General features: G+C 43.3%; 19 protein-coding genes. 15 read left to right on the forward strand and 4 right to left on the reverse strand.

Going from position 1 to position 12,318, the window contains the following annotated elements:
* Positions 1-31: 31 nt before the first annotated feature.
* The 4 genes from FW758_RS15735 to FW758_RS15750 all read right to left on the reverse strand — a co-directional run bounded on the left by FW758_RS15735 (position 32) and on the right by FW758_RS15750 (position 2,188).
* Positions 32-799: a hypothetical protein gene (locus FW758_RS15735; protein WP_446445870.1), complete on the reverse strand. Its 768-nt coding sequence runs from the start codon at positions 797-799 to the stop codon at positions 32-34.
* Between the two features lie 163 nt (positions 800-962).
* Complete coding sequence (locus FW758_RS15740; RefSeq protein ID WP_310802978.1) at positions 963-1,289, reverse strand: hypothetical protein; 327 nt, start codon at positions 1,287-1,289, stop codon at positions 963-965.
* A 5-nt stretch (positions 1,290-1,294) separates the two neighbouring features.
* The gene (locus FW758_RS15745) at positions 1,295-1,918 is read right to left on the reverse strand and encodes a hypothetical protein (RefSeq protein WP_012088965.1); all 624 of its coding nucleotides are present in this window, start codon (positions 1,916-1,918) and stop codon (positions 1,295-1,297) included.
* A gap of 30 nt (positions 1,919-1,948) precedes the next feature.
* Complete coding sequence (locus FW758_RS15750) at positions 1,949-2,188, reverse strand: helix-turn-helix transcriptional regulator (RefSeq protein ID WP_446445871.1); 240 nt, start codon at positions 2,186-2,188, stop codon at positions 1,949-1,951.
* A 130-nt stretch (positions 2,189-2,318) separates the two neighbouring features.
* Between FW758_RS15750 and FW758_RS15755 the strand changes: the two genes are divergently transcribed.
* The 15 genes from FW758_RS15755 (at position 2,319) to FW758_RS15825 (ending at position 12,314) form a co-directional block, all read left to right on the forward strand.
* On the forward strand, positions 2,319-3,074 hold the full coding sequence (locus FW758_RS15755) for an XRE family transcriptional regulator (protein ID WP_446445872.1): 756 nt from the start codon (positions 2,319-2,321) through the stop codon (positions 3,072-3,074).
* A gap of 241 nt (positions 3,075-3,315) precedes the next feature.
* Positions 3,316-6,957 carry a GapS6b family protein gene (gene gapS6b, locus FW758_RS15760; RefSeq protein WP_446445873.1) on the forward strand — a complete coding sequence of 1,214 codons (3,642 nt, stop codon included), beginning with the start codon at positions 3,316-3,318 and terminating at the stop codon, positions 6,955-6,957.
* 506 nt (positions 6,958-7,463) lie between these two features.
* Complete coding sequence (locus FW758_RS15765) at positions 7,464-7,826, forward strand: hypothetical protein (RefSeq protein ID WP_446445874.1); 363 nt, start codon at positions 7,464-7,466, stop codon at positions 7,824-7,826.
* 138 nt (positions 7,827-7,964) lie between these two features.
* Positions 7,965-8,312 (forward strand): hypothetical protein, encoded by a 348-nt coding sequence (locus tag FW758_RS15770; RefSeq protein WP_006082041.1) that lies wholly within the window; start codon positions 7,965-7,967, stop codon positions 8,310-8,312.
* 30 nt (positions 8,313-8,342) lie between these two features.
* On the forward strand, positions 8,343-8,972 hold the full coding sequence (locus FW758_RS15775; RefSeq protein WP_446445875.1) for a hypothetical protein: 630 nt from the start codon (positions 8,343-8,345) through the stop codon (positions 8,970-8,972).
* A complete protein-coding gene (locus FW758_RS15780; protein WP_446445876.1) occupies positions 8,969-9,358 on the forward strand; it encodes a hypothetical protein in 390 nt (129 codons plus the stop codon). Before FW758_RS15775 ends, FW758_RS15780 begins: the two co-directional genes overlap by 4 nt.
* A complete protein-coding gene (locus tag FW758_RS15785; protein ID WP_012089044.1) occupies positions 9,355-9,648 on the forward strand; it encodes a hypothetical protein in 294 nt (97 codons plus the stop codon). Before FW758_RS15780 ends, FW758_RS15785 begins: the two co-directional genes overlap by 4 nt.
* Positions 9,649-9,927 (forward strand): hypothetical protein, encoded by a 279-nt coding sequence (locus FW758_RS15790; protein WP_115334406.1) that lies wholly within the window; start codon positions 9,649-9,651, stop codon positions 9,925-9,927.
* Positions 9,924-10,154 carry a hypothetical protein gene (locus FW758_RS15795; protein ID WP_012089913.1) on the forward strand — a complete coding sequence of 77 codons (231 nt, stop codon included), beginning with the start codon at positions 9,924-9,926 and terminating at the stop codon, positions 10,152-10,154. Before FW758_RS15790 ends, FW758_RS15795 begins: the two co-directional genes overlap by 4 nt.
* Entirely contained in the window at positions 10,151-10,759 is a 609-nt protein-coding gene (locus FW758_RS15800) for a hypothetical protein (RefSeq protein WP_446445368.1), read from the forward strand. Before FW758_RS15795 ends, FW758_RS15800 begins: the two co-directional genes overlap by 4 nt.
* Positions 10,756-11,076: a hypothetical protein gene (locus tag FW758_RS15805; protein WP_259576182.1), complete on the forward strand. Its 321-nt coding sequence runs from the start codon at positions 10,756-10,758 to the stop codon at positions 11,074-11,076. The genes FW758_RS15800 and FW758_RS15805 overlap by 4 nt, the downstream gene beginning before the upstream one ends.
* Positions 11,073-11,387, forward strand: a complete 315-nt coding sequence (locus FW758_RS15810; protein ID WP_446445877.1) for a hypothetical protein — start codon at positions 11,073-11,075, stop codon at positions 11,385-11,387. Before FW758_RS15805 ends, FW758_RS15810 begins: the two co-directional genes overlap by 4 nt.
* A 178-nt stretch (positions 11,388-11,565) precedes the next feature.
* Positions 11,566-11,874, forward strand: coding sequence for a hypothetical protein (locus FW758_RS15815; protein ID WP_446445878.1), 309 nt, complete (start codon positions 11,566-11,568; stop codon positions 11,872-11,874).
* A gap of 2 nt (positions 11,875-11,876) precedes the next feature.
* Complete coding sequence (locus tag FW758_RS15820) at positions 11,877-12,074, forward strand: hypothetical protein (RefSeq protein WP_310803691.1); 198 nt, start codon at positions 11,877-11,879, stop codon at positions 12,072-12,074.
* A gap of 12 nt (positions 12,075-12,086) precedes the next feature.
* Positions 12,087-12,314 carry a hypothetical protein gene (locus FW758_RS15825; RefSeq protein WP_115334402.1) on the forward strand — a complete coding sequence of 76 codons (228 nt, stop codon included), beginning with the start codon at positions 12,087-12,089 and terminating at the stop codon, positions 12,312-12,314.
* The last annotated feature ends 4 nt before the right edge of the window (positions 12,315-12,318 follow it).

A 12,318-nucleotide genomic window follows, 5' to 3' on the forward strand; every position in this document is an offset into this window, starting at 1 on the left:
AGCGGGCTTTCTTATGTCTACAACAACGGGATCAACTGCAATGCGCCCCGTTGCCCTCCGCTCGCTCGCCTTCACTGCCAAGCAAGTAAACCTCGTGCGCCAAGTTACTGCGCAACTGGCTAAAAAAATCTCGCCGTTTAATGTGCACGTTGCGGCTTTTCGCGATTGCACTCATATCAGTGGCATTCACATTAGCCGCACTCGCATCAGCCGCGCCTACATCCGCTGCCAATAGCGCAATAGAACGTTCCGCACGTTGTTCTTCCATCAACAGATAATTCATAATCCAATCGATACTCACCGTCGGCAGCAACAACTGCTTGCTACTGCCCAGCAACGCCTTATCCACTATGTCGGTCGCGATAACCGCCCAACGCTCGGGGCGACTATGCTGCAATTCATCGCAGCTCCTTAACACCTCAACCATTCGGCCCACCTGCGTTCGCCTAAACAACTCCGCCGTGGTATGCCCATGAAAACAGGCAATGTCTTTGCCCATGTTCACGCCACTTAACGCTGCCCGTTCAGAGGTTGCCGCGCTAAGCTCAAGGACATTAGGATCATTAGCGCTAAGCTCAGCCACATTAGGCTCAGTGCTATTAGGCATGTTCGACTTAGATTTAAGCGCCATCGCCTTAAGCATTAACTGCTTTGCTTGCATCACGAGTAACGTCACTTGCGCGGTTTCCATCTCGGTAAGCGCGGCCACGACGGGCCCATCAGCACGGCTAACTTGCCCATGTACCGAACACGCGGCGCCGCCCTCCAAACAACAAATTAAAGATTCAGGATCAAACATCGTTTATCCTCCTCACTTCATCTTAGGTATCAAGCCCGCATCGGTCGCCAAACTGTGGCGGGCAATTTGATAACGGCGTTTTTTACGCGCCCAGTTATCACTTAACTGATTTGTGAACATGTCATTCACTCCTTCTTTCATTTCAACAAGTCATTCAAACAACTCATTTCAACAACTGCCACTTATGCCCATTGGCACACACGGCGCGTTTTGAGCCCGACTTGGTTTGCTTTAAAGCCAAACCGCACTGGCCACACGGCACATCAGCCACCCGCTTAAGCATTACCGCATTAATCTGTGCGCTGTGATTAGCCCGTTTAGGCCGATACCCTAACGCCCGCGCCACTTTCACATACTCTTTCGCAATCCATTTGCCATCGGGTTCTAAATGCAAACCGTCGCCGATCATGTCGCCCAAGCGGATCAACTGCTGGTGCAACTCAGGTTTAGCGCGGGCGATAACATTGATATTTAGGTTCGATTGCGGCATCGCGGTCACTTCTCGGCCGCGAATTGCGCCGCCTTACCGCCATGACTTGCTAAATACGGATACGCCAGCTCTAACGCCGCCATGCTGGCTTGCGTGGTCGCCGCCGACTCTTTTAACTCGCGGTGCGCCGCCACTAACTGCTCGCGCTTGGGCTCACAACCCAAGTGGATCACCGCCACTTGCGCCTCGGCGTTCTCTTTGGTTAACGATGCAGCCATATCGGCCACATGCAACACATGGCCATCATTCATGCGGTCAGCAATGACCGTCACCCCAGTGCAACCAAACACATCGTTGAGATACTGCACCCGCAAATGCTCGGGCAGCGCTGCCACCAGTGCTTGCTCAACATGAAACAAGCGATCCGCCTGCGGATGTTGACCCTCGTACTGGCCGAGCCAACGGAACAGCTTTTGGGCATTTATCCGCGCATCGTTATGTACGTCTTGCGTGCTCGCAAAGCTAATGCCCTCCGCCGCCAGCACCTCACTCAGCCCGAGGCGCTCAACCGCCGCAACAAAATCTATCGCCAGCGCAAAGCGCGTCATCTTGGGTAACTCCAATACCCGATGAATCGTTTTCATCAACAAATTCAAACGGCTATCTTTTTTACGTGAATTGGTTTTCATGCTAATAAGCCTCTCTCTGTTAACGTTCAATTAAATGGCAAGCGAAACGGCCTTATTGGTGTCGCCTGATGGTTCGGGGAAAACATCTGCAAAAGTGCATTCAACACCCAACTGGTTAATCGCTCTTACAATTTCCCAACAAGTACTAAGATCGATGTTTCTAATACCGGCCTCGTAGTTGCCAACCGCCCCTTGAGTCTTGCCAATTGCCCTCGCTAGATCAGATTGAGACAAATTGGCTTTCTTACGGTAAGTGGAAATATTGTTCATGCTATCCAGTCTCAATGTTGATTTAACCACATTAAACACGAATCGTGTTTACAAGTAAACACAAAACGAAAAAATCAAATATCACATATCGTGATATTCTTAAAACGAGACTTTATCGTTGGTGGTTATAATGGGATCTGAAGATTTAAAAAAACGAGTTGGACAAAACATCAAACGGCTTCGAATGAATGCTGGCATTAAAAGTCAAGCCGAACTGGCAAACCTTTGCGGATGGAAATCTCAATCTCGTGTTGGTAACTATGAAGCAGGTACAAGAGCGGTTAGTGCCATCGACGCGGAAATATTGGCAAAAGTGCTTGGTGTGAGTCCTGCTGAAATTCTGTATGGTAATTCCCATAATTCATATGACTCAAATACCAAAACAAAACCAGAGTCAAATGCCGAATGGCATGCTGGTTTTGATCTGTGGGATGGTGATACACCGCTTAAGGATGATGAGGTCGCTTTGCCATTTTTTCGTGAAGTTGAATTAGCCGCTGGTAATGGTTCTACTTTTGTGCAAGAAAATGGCGGGTGCAAACTACGCTTTGCTAAGTCCACTCTAAAAAAGAGTAATGTTGATCCCCAACATGCCGCTTGTGTAACAGTATCTGGCAACAGCATGTTACCTGTCCTACGACATGGCACCACGGTCGGAGTCGATACAAGCAAAAAGAGTATTGTTGATGGCGAAATGTACGCCATCGATCACGACGGTATGCTAAGGGTTAAAATGCTCTACCGTACGCCGGGCGGAGGGATTCGAATCAAAAGTTATAATAATGATGAATTCCCAGATGAATTTATCCAACCAGAGAAGATAGGCGAAATTAAGATCATAGGTTGGGTATTTTGGTGGTCTGTATTGAACATCTGGAATAACTAGCAAATAACTATTTGAGTGTATGGTATTAAATAGCTTATTTTAATTTCGCTATAATAAATATCGTTCTAAACAAACTCATAAAAAATAAAAATCCTAATTTAAATTCCGATTATAAGAGCTGTTTAAAATATGACAGGAAAACTAAAGATGGCCTCAACAATGAATTGCAAAGAAATTATTGAAGGTAATACTGTATAAAGTTGCTATAATAATTATTTCATTAGAGTGAAGGAGCATTAAAGTGGTTGGAGCATTTGAGGGATGGTTGCTTGGTTACGCAGGAACAAAGCTATCAGATAAAATATTATGTATATTTATGAGCAATCCTCTCATATCCGAGCTGCATTCAGCAATAGATAAATGGGCTCAAGAACTTCCAATAGATGCTAACTTAATTTCCTCCTATGCACTTTTCCCTGATCATATCCTTGATGAAGACTTAAAAGAACGTAAAAGCCTAAAAATACTTCGCTCTAAACTACATAATTTTACAATTCCAGAAAAGGATGACTGGGTAAAAGCTCTTATAGAACAATGGCACTTTGTGAAAGATAAAATTTCAAGTCCTCAAGAATTTTTTTTAATTGATGAAGATGCAGCTCTAAAACATATAATACATCTCTCAGATAGCATGGATATTGTGTGTTCAAAACACGACCAACTATTTAAAGTGACAGTAATTAAATTACTGAGAAACATAGATAGCACAAAATACATTGAAGCAGAAAATCTAGAATATGTAAGCGAAAATATTTTGCGCGACATTAGATTCAGATTATTTTCAACTGCAAAAGAAAAAATTAATATTCTAAAAAACATTGAATCTCTTAATGGCGATACTAGAAATTTGCTATCCGCGCTTTCTATAAAAATAGAACTAGCAAATGGAGTAATAACAGAGAGCAAGCACCAGCTCACACAAATTCTAAGTACACTAACCTCAAATAATATAGAAACAATAATAACATCAATATTGATTGAATTCGAGTCTAAAAAACAACCAGAAATAGCAAGAAAACGGTACAATTTAATTAAAAAAAGCTCACCTTATATTGAAGAAGTATTTTTTGAATTCCTTGCTAATGAAGAAGAAATTGTAAATAAATACGGGAGTAATATAAAGTACAACTTAACTGAGCAAGAATTAACAGGTTTAGCAAGAGGTGCATTTAGAATAGGCAATATAGAACTTGCTGTAGAAATTAGCAACTTTCTTAATGAAAGTTACCCTTCCAGCAATAGCAAAACACTTATTCTTTATTTATCTAGTATTTCAATTGCAAATAAATGTAATTCTAAACACTATTTCTTAATAGAGAAAAACATCCAACTACAAGTAGAAAGCCTAATAGAACAGTTGATTAAAAACATTGACAACCAAGATTTAAGATATATTTATTCTCTAATGAATCTTTTAAGTATTACTTCCTTTTTAGACAGAAGATTACTTCAATTTTTTGATAAACATAGAGATCAAATTTCAAATATAAATCCAGATTTCATAAATAATCACCTGAATAAAAAACATCAAGCATCCGAATATAAATCTAGATTTGAACTATCTAACAACGAAGTAGATATTGAAGGATATGCTGAACTAAACTTAGCGGTGGAGAATAATAAGATATCAATCACCGCTATTAACAAATGGCTTGACAATGGAGGTCGAATAGAGACAGGTGACGACCTGTTTAATTCATTTTTAACACTCAGTTTAACAGCAAAAATTTGCAAAATAACAAATAAACTAGACATTAATAATGTAAAAAAATTAGCAGAAAATTTCCTTTCTTACAATATAGAAAGATATATTGAAATTCATCCTGCTGCCGTGATTAATTTATGTGACGACTTTCTACGGTTAGATTTACCACTATGTGCCGTTGAGTTGTTGAGTATTTTATTACCAGACTCGCCTTGGCTTTCACCTATTTACAAATGCTATTTAAATGCATTACTGGCAAGTGAAAAATATGAAATTTTAAAAAACAAATTAGATGAAATTTGTTTTGAAGATAAATCTACATCACTTTGGCTAATTGAGGCACAATTATATCAACGGCTCAAATCTTATATTCCATCAATTCGCGCTGCTCAGCACTCAATCAGGTTAGACGCCAACAATGCATATTCTTGGTACTTTTTATTATTCACATCTCGACTTAGCGGCACATCAATCGAAGAACGTAAAAAAATTGTATTTGAAATCCCTGAAAAAATGTTAGAAACATATTGTGAATCTAAGATCCCCCTAATTAATGAAATTGCCACAAATATTGATAAATATATGGCTGAGAGAATTCTTGTAGATTGGTTTGTACAGGATCCTAATGAAGTAGCCTCCCTCTTAACACAGATTCACTTTAGCACTTTGATCAGTCAGGAACGGGTATATGATAATCCTTATGTACCTATTCATTGTCGTGGAGGAGTAATTTATTCACAGGGATTTCAGACGCGGAATAAAGTACTAGTTAGGAATATAAATCTGAATCATTCATCTTTATTGGATGCTGACTCACATATTGGTAAGCTACTCGAAAAAATGCAAGTGGGTGAAACGATGGAAAACATCACACTACTTGAACGTTTACAACCATACATCGCAGCATTTCAATTAGCGATAAAGATAAGAGATGAAATAAATGACGGAACAGATGCATTTTGGTTGTTGACTCTACCTAGCGATAAAGAAGATTTCATTCCTTTTATGGAGAAAGTATTTAAAAAATTCTCTCACAACGGAATGAAACAGAATGATGTTTTACATAACCCCAATATTCCTCTCGTTATGAAAGGCCACTATGCAAACCCTAATTGCCCAGTTAAAAGCGCTATTGCTCACCTTAAGTCTAATGATTCAAATAAATATTTAGAATTGTTTGATGAAGGTCTTAAAAATCCAGATAGAGTCGTCATTGATATCTATACCGCAGTTTATTTATCATTAATTGGTGCAGCTTCAACTTTATCAAAATCTACAATCGAAACAGTAATGACAGATCAATCTAAGTACTGCCTTGAACAATGGATGACAGATATTACTAGAGATGACTACCTATCGTTAGATTACACAGAAAATGGCCTTTTTAAATATACAGCCGCAGATGTTAGAAATGATTTAACTTCTTTAATTCAAGAACTTAAAGAGTTGATAAGCACTTCTCAAACAGAAGCTTTAAATCCAAAGGATACACCTGAAAACTTAATTAAAATTAAAGACTTAATTGACGCAACAGTATATTCAACCTTTCAGATATCGGTTGCAAATGACTTGCCATGGCTCTGCATTGATAACAAAATGAACTTATTAGCTTCAAAGTTTTCTTACTCTACCGTAAACATAAAATCAATTGTTAGTAGCCTCCTAGATAATACATGCTTCCAGAAAAGAAAGCGCGGAATTAGCCTTAATTTATTTTATGGAGCTCCTGTTCCAATATTCTATAACGATATTATCGAGCTATCAAAATCCTCAAGTAGAATAGATAACTTTTTAGTGTATAAATTCCTAGAGAAATGCGATGTTCATTCTTATAAATTAGGAACTAATGAGATTACATTAGACTTCTTATCTGAAGTTGTTGGAAATATAATAATTAATGGATGCAAAGATGGAGAAATAATCAATGGTGGTAGAGCAAAAAATGCATCCTATGATGGATATGTAGAACATATATTTAACTACTGTTGCCGAATAGCAATAAGCGATTTGGAAGGAGATAGCACTGAAGAACGCTTTGCTCAATTTATGTCTTTTGTACTAGAAAATCATTCCCTGAATATAAGAGAATACTGGACGCTTTTATCAAGTCTAGCGTCTTCGTTTGCTACTGGTCACTTCCTTGATTTGAATGAATTAAATCGAATATTTAAAAAATAACACTCTAAATCGTGTTTGTTTGATTTTTAAATAATTTTAAAGAGTTATACCAGCTACATAAACATAACTTGCTCGAATTATCACCTACATCTATATATTAGTTTTCTTAAATATTCTTCTTCCTTCAGCAGTTACCTAGAGTGTTTACAAGTTGTAAATATGGTTGGCAGAATATATTAAAACATTGATTAACCTACTAAAACCAACATCTAATTTGAACCTAACTAAAACCCTCTTCTTTTTTATAAGCCATAACGTTTATGGTGCGCAACTATAAAACTCTCTAACGTTTAAGATCTAAGCTTCCAAGCCCGAGAACTATAAACACAATTCATACAGACAAATCACACACCCACCACAAACACGAAACGTGTTGACACAATCACAATGCGTGATTACTATCAATACCAACAGAAAGCTAATACCAAGCACTGACATTCTGAACCATAAACGACTGACCGCCCTTTCGAGCTTTGCTCTCAATGGGCACTACCGAGGACAAGGAAATGATTCTAGCGAAAGTTCACACCACACCTAAGCAACGCGATGAGTTTCGTCTACTGGTTGCAATACGTTTTGCCTGCTTGATGGCGCTGGCCAAGGGCCACACCGACCCGATGGATTGCCCACGGGTGCAAGCCCGTTGCAATGAGCTGGTCAAGCATTTTGCCTATCACCACCCAAGCGCCGCCTTTTACCGCCAGTTCATTCGTCACACGGGCGAACTCGGGCTGAACTTCTGCCTGCGCTTTACTGAGCCCCAACAAGGTTTGTACGGCAAGGTGATGGTGTGGCGCAACGACTCGCAAGCCGTCACTAATGTGCATCCGCTGAACACTATGACGACAGCCACGCCAATCGGCCGCTAAGCAGTAGAGCCGCAGAGCCGCCGCACACATTCACGATTTAGGCTATATGGCAAAGCAGCCAAGGCAAAGCAACCAAGGGGTGATGGTCCATATCCCTGTAACGATTACGGCGACAGTTTCACCTTGTTGGAGGCAATTATGTTTTTTGTTTATGGCGTGTCCATGACCTTAGCGAAAAATCAAGCGGCCAAAAAGTGCAGCACCTCAGTTGGCGCGCACCCTAACCGCCGTCAACTAAGCCCCGACGAGTACCAAGCCAAGTTGGATGATATGGCGCAGCACTTGTTTGAAACCATGAAGCCACAACGCCTGTCGCATTCGTTATCGACGCCCGCGCTGTGCCAGCAATATATCGTGTTAGCCATGACCCAAGAAGCCCACCGCGATGTGCATATTCGCTATCACAAGCTGTCGGACAAGGTGAACCCCAAAACCAAGAAACCCATCATCAATCTGGTGGTGTTTAACGGCGAAGCCGCAGCCTAGCCCTGCTGATTCAAAAGGAAGGAATAGTGTATGAACCACCCAACGAAAGAGTCATTTTTAAGCGATGTGGCCGAACATCAACTCACCATTCTTAAGGATGATGGGGTGTTCCGGCACATGGTACTCAGCCAAGGCAGCTTTGATCATCGCTTTGAGATCACCACATGGCCGCAGCATCTGTGCATCAGTGGCGATATGGGTTGTTACGTATTTTCTCGGGTGCAGGACATGTTTTGCTTCTTTCGCCAAAGCGGTGATGACTGGGGTGTGAATGCGAGTTACTGGGAAGAAAAGGTACTGGCTGAGTGTAAAACCGACGGCACTCGCGAGTTTGATGCCAAGGAAGCCGATCAACGCCTTGAGCAGTTTTTGCAGTGGTTTATTGAAGGGCTGGATCCAACGAACGAAGAAGAGGCTGAGGCAATTAACAGCGCGACCAATGCCGTTAAGGAGTTTACCCAAAACCGCGAGAACGCCGAGTGGGATGTGGTTTATCGCCTCAATAATTGGGATGAGGAAGATGCGGGCGGCATGACGTTAGATGATTTTTGGGATGGCTGGAAAGACCCTTTCACCTATCGCTTTATCTGGTGCTGTTTCGCGATTGTGTTTGCCATCCGCCAATACGACGAAGCCACCCAAAGCAAGGAGGCAGCATGAGCAACGAACATGATTTTTATGCCAAACATTACCCTTGGCTCAATGCAGATCAACGTGAGTGCTTTGATTTCCTGTGTGACATACACGGCGGCGGCAATCACATGTTTGGCAAAATCCAAGCCTGTGGTGAGCACGGGTTATCAATCAACAGTACTAGCGCGCATTACATGTCTACCTTCGACTATAGCGCCCTCACGACTGCCGTCGTTCTTGCACATGACCGCATGATCCGCTTTCAAATCGAGCCATCGGGCCCACGTATGTTAAAGCTCGTTGCACATAAGCGCCATCAGCGTGAAGGCCGAATGCATGAACGCCATCCCAGCATGGAAGACGCGATTAACAATGTAAGGAAGCAATACCCATGTGACGAGGTGGCAGCATGAACCACTTACTCCCAGGCTTTGAATCACAAGAGCGCGTTGCGTTATTGCTGTCACTCACCCGCATTAGTTCGCCCGAGGTGATTGCGGCGTTAACGCTGCATTACACCAGCGCCCTGCCCGCCGAACGTGCGGCGGCTCGCCACGGTATTGAGCTTTCAAACTTTATGCGCGGGCAAAAGAAGCTAGAGCAAATCGCCGCCACGGTCGAGGCCATTAAGGCCATCGACTGGGCCAAGCTGCAATTAACTCATTTGCAATCAAGCCCTTTGCAACCGAAGCAGGTGGCCTAAATGACTCAATCAGCGGCGTTTCGCCATCTGCTAAATCATTATCGCAGCCATAAGTTAAGCCTGTTACTCAAGGCCAAAACGGGCGACAGCATCAAAATCGCGCTGGCGCTCGGCGCGTTAGATTGCCTGTACTGGCAAGCATTGGGCAACGGCTTAACCAACTTAGCCAAGGGCATTAGCCGCACCATAGTGTATTCGTACCGATATCACCCTATGCGCCTACCCTGCCACCAACCTGTCAGCCAAGCAAGCGACAACCAAAACAAGGAGGCGGCATGAATACGTTCAGCACTAAAGCGGGTGTGGTCACGTTATCTAAGCCCTACTCCACCTTGATGTGCGAACAGCAACAAATCGAAGTGAAGTACACCCCCAACAACTATCACGGCTGGGGCATTTGTAAGTCTTTTAACGCCATCGAGTGCAGCGATTTCGGCCAAGCCGACGCCGAAGTATTCGCACTCAACGCAGAATCAAAACTCAGGATAAAAGGAGAAGCAGCATGAGCACACCCAAGATTAAAGCGTTTCAAGTACAAGAACATTGCGAGGGCGCCGCGTGCATTGTGTTTCATCAACATGCTGCCGCCGCTCGCCGCATAGGTGCGGGCGAACTCAATCTGACCTTTGAAGATGATATGTCAGTTACTCGCTGCCCTGAATATGACCAATACGCTGCGCAAGGCAACGTGCCTTATCAAGTGTTACTGGCGGATGGTTGGTGTTTTACCTGTTACCACTGCGGCAACCCAATTAAAGCCGAAGACGATGAAGGCAATGCGACGGACATTGAAGCGGTGATCTGCATTGGCGAGGCGTTTTATTGCAACGCGGCGTGCCATTCACAAAAGCAAGCTGACATCACGGAACACAATGCTAAGGCCGAAGCCTTTAAGCAACAGCTGTTATCACTGCGCCCTGATCTGACCTTCACGGCGTTTAACGGTGCATATCCACAACTGTATTGCACTGCGACATTCACTTTTGAGGGTGCTCAATATGGCGGCTCAGTGGCCTATGACAAGGCTGGCGAGCTTGATTGGCGAGTATCAAACACTGATTTGCCCGCATGGCAAACATATCAAGCCCAGCGCCAAGGAGAAGCAGCATGAACCCGATACAAGCAGCAACTGTAGAACGTGAAGAAGGTTATTGGACCCATCCAGATTTGCCCGAGTGGGATGAAGGTGTGACCCGTGTGGAGTGTGAAGCATGGGCCGCACGCCAAGGCGGCGAGTTTGTGGCGATTTGGTTTGAACTCGACGCGCCTGAAAACCTCATCGAGCGCTACTTTGACGAGGGCGACACCGATATCAGCGATTGGCAACCCGTTTGCGACAAGGCCGGCTCATTCTTGCTGAGCATTCACGACACCGAAGATGGCCCCGTCGCACTGTTCTTCGCCCCGAAAGATAAGGAAGCGGCATGAAGCAGCTTTCACTATCTGAACGGCTAAAGCAGTTCGCTACAGATCAAGACGACTTATCTCGTCGTGGTGAAAAGAATCTTGCGGCTGAGGCAGCGCAAGAAATTGACACTCTAACAGCTGAGCGCGGCCAGCTGGCGATGCAGGTGGATAAGCTCAAAACTTTCATATCTACACAAGCACTGCCAAACCTATTAGTACTAAGTAATGACTATCCACAGTGCCTAGGAATCGAGAGTGCAATAACTGATGCGAACGAGCTTCTAAAAATTTGCGGCCAAGAAAAAAGCGTTACAAATGGTGGTAAACAATGAAGAAGATGGCAAAGCCTGCTGGGCTAATAGTTTCATGTCCACACTGTGGCGGTGAAAATACGATTTACGCATCAGATCTATGCGAAAACGAATTTGTCTGTTCATGGGCGCATTGTGAAAAGGAGTTTGCAACGTGTGGCGAGGATGATTTTCATCGTTACATTGAGGATGGTAAGCAATGAGCTGGTCAAATTGTGGTGAAGATAGTATCGGCAGACCCATTGGTTATGCCTTCGAAGCAACCTGTGATCATCAGGGTTGCCACAAACAAATCGACCGCGGCCTTTCTTATGCGTGTGGTGGTATGCATGGCGAAGATGAGATCAGCTGCGAGGGTTATTTCTGTGAAGCACATAGACCAACCTTTGTCGAACATTGCGGCAGTATCCATCAGATTTGCAGTCAATGCACCAAAGCATTAATCGACTCAGGTGAATGGCAAGAAGATGAGGATGAAGGCTGTTTAACACAGGTAGGTGCAGCATGACGATGAATGACAGACTTAACCTAGCTATCGCTGAGAACATTGAGATTAAAGCCAGAATTGTCGAGCTCGAGCAACAAGTGGCAATGCTGAGTAAGCGCCCTGAGTTTGATCTATCAACTGTTCAAGTACGTGAGCAAGCAGTGATTACTCGATTAGATAGGATGAGTTTAAAAGCAGATAACCTTAACGAATTGAATTAAGTGGAGTTTAATATGTCATTTAAAAAACCTTCCAAACTAATGAGGGCCAGTGAGTGGTCTGAACGTGAGTTTGCTGCCAATTCCGCGCCTCAAAATCGTACCATTAAAGGTTGGATTTTACGTGGAGTGATTCGCGGGCTCATTGTAGATAACAAGGTCTATGTTTACGAAGACCAGCACTTTGGTGTGGCGCCCGCCGTTAGCAGCGCGGTGTCTGATTTAATTGCAGCCTCAAGGTAATTAA

It is taken from the genome of Shewanella sp. 1180_01 (assembly GCF_052850535.1).

Coding starts and splice junctions, on each gene's coding strand:
- FW758_RS15790 (WP_115334406.1), top strand. CDS start 9,649: ATGACTCAATCAGCGGCGTTTCGCCATCTGCTAAATCATTATCGCAGC.
- FW758_RS15825 (WP_115334402.1), top strand. CDS start 12,087: ATGTCATTTAAAAAACCTTCCAAACTAATGAGGGCCAGTGAGTGGTCT.
- FW758_RS15735 (WP_446445870.1), bottom strand. CDS start 799: ATGTTTGATCCTGAATCTTTAATTTGTTGTTTGGAGGGCGGCGCCGCG.
- FW758_RS15740 (WP_310802978.1), bottom strand. CDS start 1,289: ATGCCGCAATCGAACCTAAATATCAATGTTATCGCCCGCGCTAAACCT.
- FW758_RS15795 (WP_012089913.1), top strand. CDS start 9,924: ATGAATACGTTCAGCACTAAAGCGGGTGTGGTCACGTTATCTAAGCCC.
- FW758_RS15785 (WP_012089044.1), top strand. CDS start 9,355: ATGAACCACTTACTCCCAGGCTTTGAATCACAAGAGCGCGTTGCGTTA.
- FW758_RS15745 (WP_012088965.1), bottom strand. CDS start 1,918: ATGAAAACCAATTCACGTAAAAAAGATAGCCGTTTGAATTTGTTGATG.
- FW758_RS15765 (WP_446445874.1), top strand. CDS start 7,464: ATGATTCTAGCGAAAGTTCACACCACACCTAAGCAACGCGATGAGTTT.
- FW758_RS15775 (WP_446445875.1), top strand. CDS start 8,343: ATGAACCACCCAACGAAAGAGTCATTTTTAAGCGATGTGGCCGAACAT.
- FW758_RS15750 (WP_446445871.1), bottom strand. CDS start 2,188: ATGAACAATATTTCCACTTACCGTAAGAAAGCCAATTTGTCTCAATCT.
- FW758_RS15815 (WP_446445878.1), top strand. CDS start 11,566: ATGAGCTGGTCAAATTGTGGTGAAGATAGTATCGGCAGACCCATTGGT.
- FW758_RS15810 (WP_446445877.1), top strand. CDS start 11,073: ATGAAGCAGCTTTCACTATCTGAACGGCTAAAGCAGTTCGCTACAGAT.
- FW758_RS15805 (WP_259576182.1), top strand. CDS start 10,756: ATGAACCCGATACAAGCAGCAACTGTAGAACGTGAAGAAGGTTATTGG.
- FW758_RS15770 (WP_006082041.1), top strand. CDS start 7,965: ATGTTTTTTGTTTATGGCGTGTCCATGACCTTAGCGAAAAATCAAGCG.
- FW758_RS15820 (WP_310803691.1), top strand. CDS start 11,877: ATGAATGACAGACTTAACCTAGCTATCGCTGAGAACATTGAGATTAAA.
- FW758_RS15780 (WP_446445876.1), top strand. CDS start 8,969: ATGAGCAACGAACATGATTTTTATGCCAAACATTACCCTTGGCTCAAT.
- FW758_RS15755 (WP_446445872.1), top strand. CDS start 2,319: ATGGGATCTGAAGATTTAAAAAAACGAGTTGGACAAAACATCAAACGG.
- FW758_RS15800 (WP_446445368.1), top strand. CDS start 10,151: ATGAGCACACCCAAGATTAAAGCGTTTCAAGTACAAGAACATTGCGAG.